General features: G+C 70.4%; 4 protein-coding genes. 1 reads left to right on the top strand and 3 read right to left on the bottom strand.

Translation table 11 applies throughout. From position 1 onward, the window contains the following. On the bottom strand, window positions 1-1,352 hold a 1,352-nt coding region (locus tag ABT114_RS49945), incomplete at its 3' end, for a transposase (RefSeq protein ID WP_351153923.1). An 87-nt stretch (window positions 1,353-1,439) separates the two neighbouring features. Between ABT114_RS49945 and ABT114_RS49940 the strand changes: the two genes are divergently transcribed. After that, window positions 1,440-2,012, top strand: a complete 573-nt coding sequence (locus ABT114_RS49940; protein ID WP_351153926.1) for a TetR-type transcription factor C-terminal domain-containing protein — start codon at window positions 1,440-1,442, stop codon at window positions 2,010-2,012. Between the two features lie 614 nt (window positions 2,013-2,626). Here ABT114_RS49940 and ABT114_RS49935 read toward each other — a convergent pair. Next, window positions 2,627-3,274, bottom strand: a complete 648-nt coding sequence (locus ABT114_RS49935; protein ID WP_351153921.1) for a response regulator — start codon at window positions 3,272-3,274, stop codon at window positions 2,627-2,629. Further along, the gene (locus ABT114_RS49930; protein ID WP_351153918.1) at window positions 3,265-4,599 is read right to left on the bottom strand and encodes a sensor histidine kinase; all 1,335 of its coding nucleotides are present in this window, start codon (window positions 4,597-4,599) and stop codon (window positions 3,265-3,267) included. Before ABT114_RS49930 ends, ABT114_RS49935 begins: the two co-directional genes overlap by 10 nt. Window positions 4,600-4,617 lie beyond the last annotated feature (18 nt).

Raw genomic sequence — 4,617 nt, 5'->3', positions numbered from 1 at the left:
ACCACCGCGATACCCGCCCGCGCACCCAGATGCCCGATCGCCTCGGCCACCATGCCGCGCACCTGCCCCGACAGGCGGGCATTACCGCGCCGGTGACCGCGCGCCTCCAGGGTGGCCAGGTCTTCCAGGTAGAGGACGCTCGCACCGAGCGCTACCGCCTGGTCGACGGCCCAGCGGGCCGCCGCCCAGGCCAGCGCATGGTTCAGATGTCGGATCCGGGCACACACCCGCCCGTGCTCGACCTCCAACACCCGCGCCCGATCGAGGTACTCACCACCCCAGGCCAGGTGCGGGGAGCCCAGCCCGTCCGCGAGCGCCCGGTAGTGATCGCGTTTGGCGGCGAGGTGCTCACGCACGCCGCGCAGCCGGTGCAGGGCGGCACTGACGGTGGTGGCGTCGAAGACCAGCGGCCGCCCGTCGGTGAGGACCCGCCGGGTTGGTCCTTTGCCGGTGAGGCGGCCGAGGACGCCGGTGAGCAGGGTGTTGACGCCCCAGTCGAAGCCGAGTGCCACGGTATGCCCGCTCGCTTTGACGGGCGGGGCGGGCCGGGAGTGCGGCAGGCCGACGGCGATCCGGCCCTGTGGGGTGGGGCGCAGGGTCGGGGTGTGCAGTACCGCGTCCACCGTGACGGTGCCGGGCAGCCGGATGTCGATCACGTGCCAGGCCCAGTCCCGGCCCGAGGCGGGAACCGCGTTCAACGGGAGCTTGACCCGTAGCCGGGCGGTGGTCTCATCCACCCGCTGAAGGGTGACCTGCTGACGGTCCATCGCCGCCAGCAACACCTGAGGGGCCACCTGCGGCGGCCCCTCCAGGACGCACAGCCCGGCGGGAAGCTTCCCGTGTTCGGCCTGGTAGGCGCGGATCTGGCGGGTGCGGTTGCGGATCTCCGCACCGCTCACCCCGGCGGGCAGCAGCCCCCGCAGCGCCGTCCACTCCGCCTCACTGCGCCGACGGGGGTCGGCGGGCCAGGTGGCCAGGACCGCGGTCACGATGGTGCGCCGGTGCAGGGCCAGCCGCAGCGTCCGGGCCGCGTACTCCTCGGCACCGCGGCGCACCCGGTCCGACACATACACCCCGGCCCGGGATGTGACGTCCTGCGGCCAGTTGAGGCGGCGCAGCGCCATCCACCCCTTGGACGGCAGGACTTCGCCCCGCTCATCCACCCCGGCGGCCAGCACGTCCAGCGAGGCCTCATCCCACCGGCAAGCCACCAGAGCACCCGTCAGATCCCGGCTCAACTCCGCCAGAAACCCCACCCGTTCGAACAGCAGGGCTCGCCCGACCCGCTCACCACTGCCCTCCAGGACACCACCAAAGGCGGTACAGGTGGCCGTCGCCATCAACCCGGCCACACCCACCACCCCCGTTTCCCCGCACGATCCCGGTCAGTCTCCCGCAGCGGCCGCCCCCCGGCACTCCGATCGACCTAACGAACGACCATCACACAAGGACACGGCCTCACGACATCCCGTCGAACGCCCGAGCCCCCGCACCCGAGAGACACCGCAACGCACGGGAAACCACGACCGCCGACATCCCACGACGTAGAGAAGGAGGAACGCCCCCACTCACAAAACCAGTGCAACCCGTTATCAGGCAGGCGGAAACGGTGGCAGAGTCCAAGGAACCGTCCCCATGACGCGAAGCAGCATCAACCAGCCAGCTTAAGCCAAACCCCTAACAGTTTAAGACCCTTCGTCGGGGACCGCGAGATCGGCAGCCTGGAACCACCCGACCAGGAGCGGGTGCTGGGCCGCCGCAGCGACTACGAGCGGCGCTTTCGCGAACTTATCGAGCGGGGCGTCACCGAGGGCGCCTTCCGCGTGCAGTCGGCCAGAATCGCCTCGTACTCGATCCTCGACATGGGAATCGGCGTGGCCGGCTGGTTCCACGAAGGAGGGGAGTTCTCCGTGGACCAACTGGCCTACCAGTACGGCGACATCGCACTGCGGATCGTGGAAGCGCAGCCGCCCGCAGGCACCGGGACGGGGGGCGCGTCGCGGTATGCGTAGCCCCTCGGGCTTGGGGTGTTCGGGGCCGGGGTCGTTCTGCCCACCGGACCAGATGCCAGGACACCAGCCGTCGAGGAACGTCAGTCGGCCTGGCGATGTTCTTGGAGCTGGTCGAGCTGGTCGAGCTGGTCGAGCTGGTCGAGCTCGCCGGCGCGCCGGTCAACGGCGCCCACCTTGTCGACTTTGTCTTGTCGGCCTTGTCCGCACAGGAGCCCGCCGCGAACGCGGTCACTGCGTCGGGCGGCCCGGCTCGTCGCAGCCTGGGCGAGTTCGAGTGGTCCACGGGGCGCCGTACTTCCCGTAGGCGTTGCGCGACACGCGTTTCGCTCCGGTTACGTTGACGCCGGAGCCTTGCGTAATCGTCACGGCTGGGGCCAGAGTGGTACACGCAAAGTTGCATGCAGTTCTGTGTACACCGGACGGCGCCTCGGTCACCGACGGGTTCGACGAGGTCGTGGTCGCGACAGGGGCGCCGCAGCGCGCGTTCGGTGGGTGACGTTCCACGTTGTTCGTCTCGGTATCTGTCATGTCGTCGTAGGGCATGCACGCGAAGCTCCGGGCGGTCAGGTTGCTCTTGGCAACAGCGGGCGCGTCACCAGCCAAGCTGGAAGGGCTCACTGCCAGCGCAGGAACTGGAGCACCGCCTGCACCCGCCGGTGCTCGCGCTCGCTCTGCTCCAGGCCGAGCTTGGTGAAGACGCTGCGTACGTAGCCCTCGATCGTCTTGGGGCTCAGGACCAGTTCCTCGGACAACGCGGCGTTGGTCAGCCCCTGGGCCATCAGCGCCAGCACCTCCCGTTCGCGGGCGGTGAGTTGGGCGAGCGGGTCATGTTCCCGTCGCCGGCGGACCATTCTGGACACGAGTTCGGCGTCGATCACGACCTCGCCACCGGCGATGCGTCGTATGTCGACCGCGAAGGCACCGAGGTCGGACACCCGGTCCTTGAGCAGGTAGCCGACCGCACCGTCGAACTCTTCCATGAGCCGTAGCGCGTGATGCACCTCGACGTACTGCGACAACAGCATCAGCCCGACCTGCGGTGCGAACGAGCGGATCTCGGCCGCGGCTTCGATGCCCTCGTCTGCGAAGCCCGGCGGCATCCGCAGGTCGGTGATCACCACGTCCGGTGGGTCGCGGCGGACGAGGCCGACCAGCTCGGCACTGTTCCGGGCCTGGGCCACCACATCGAAGCCCTCCTCGGCGAGGATGCGAGCCATCCCCTCGCGGAAGATGACCGCGTCGTCGGCGACGATCACTCGCATGGCAGCACCGCCCTGACCCGGGTCCCCCCGCCGGAGGGGCTGTCGACCTGGAGGTCACCGCCGAGTGCGGCGAGGCGATCTGCCAGCCCCTGCAGCCCTGTTCCCGGTCCTGGGTGTGCGCCGCCGCGTCCGTCGTCGGTGACCTTCACGCACAGCCCGCCGTCGACCGGGGTCACGTCGACGACGACCACGCTCGCGCCCGAGTGGCGTGCGGCGTTGGTGAGCGACTCGCTCACCACGTAGTACGCCGTTGCCTCGATGTCGCGCGGCAGGCGACCGGCTTCAGCCACGTGCAGTCGCACCGGGATCGCCGACCGGTCGGCGAGCGCAGCGAGTGCGGGCTCGAGACCCGACTGGGCCAGCACCATTGGGTGCAGGCCACGGGCGAGCTCACGCAGTTCGGCAGTGGCCTCCAGTAATTGCGCCCGCGCTTGTTGGACCCGATCCGCCATCGCCGCGCCGCCGGCCTCCGCCTGCTTGGCCAGGGCGCCGAGTTCCAGACCCAGGGTTACGAGCCGCTGCTGTGCACCGTCGTGGAGGTCGCGCTCGATGCGCCGGCGGGCCGCGTCCTCGGCGGTGACGATGCGGCGGGCCGCCGCCTGGATCTCCTGCGCCTGTTGCTGCTGCACGATGACCAGCCCGGTCTGCGCGACCAGGTCCGACAGCAGACGCACCTCCGTGGCGCTGAGCGACTCCCCCACCGGCTTGCGGACCGTGATCGCGCCGCGCACGGTTCCTCGGTGGACGACGGGCCGGACCAGCCGGCGCGGCCCGTCCAGCCCGTCGAGTGCGGCCGGGCCCGCATCGACCGTCGCAGCCGGCCACCGGCCCTGCGGCACCAGACGATGCTCGTCGCCCACCCACACGACAACCTCGGTGGCGCCGACCGCGCCTGCGACCGTGGCCGCGACGGCGTCGAGCAGGTCCTGCGGAGGGTCCTCGAGGTGGGCCGACAACCGGGACAGCGCTTCGTACGGCGTCGCGCGATGCCCATACACGAGGCGATCCGCCAGGTACTGGGCCCGCCGCCGCAGCGGCTCGAACGCGACCGCGACGATGGCCGTCGTGACCAGCGCCAGCGTTCGTTCGTCAGCCGGAACCACGGCTCCCGCACCGATCACGATCGCCACGTACGCGGCCGTGATCAGCAGCAGCATGGCCCCGACGACGAGGGACTTGTTGATGACCGGGTCGATGTCATAGAGCCGGAACTTGAGAATCGCGAACCCGGCGGCGACCGGGATCAACGGGAGCGCGAGCAGGCCCGGCACCGGGCTGCCGAACGCCAGCAAGCCGGCCACCAGCAACACGATCGCCGCGACCACCGCAAACACGAGCCAGCG

The sequence above is a fragment of the Streptomyces sp. NPDC002088 genome (assembly GCF_040296605.1).
GTDB lineage: Bacteria > Actinomycetota > Actinomycetes > Streptomycetales > Streptomycetaceae > Streptomyces.
This window is presented reverse-complemented; position numbering and strand designations above follow the sequence as displayed.

Excerpts from the sequence above, each read along its gene's own strand:
- ABT114_RS49935 (WP_351153921.1), bottom strand. The coding sequence starts at position 3,274 with ATGCGAGTGATCGTCGCCGACGACGCGGTCATCTTCCGCGAGGGGATG.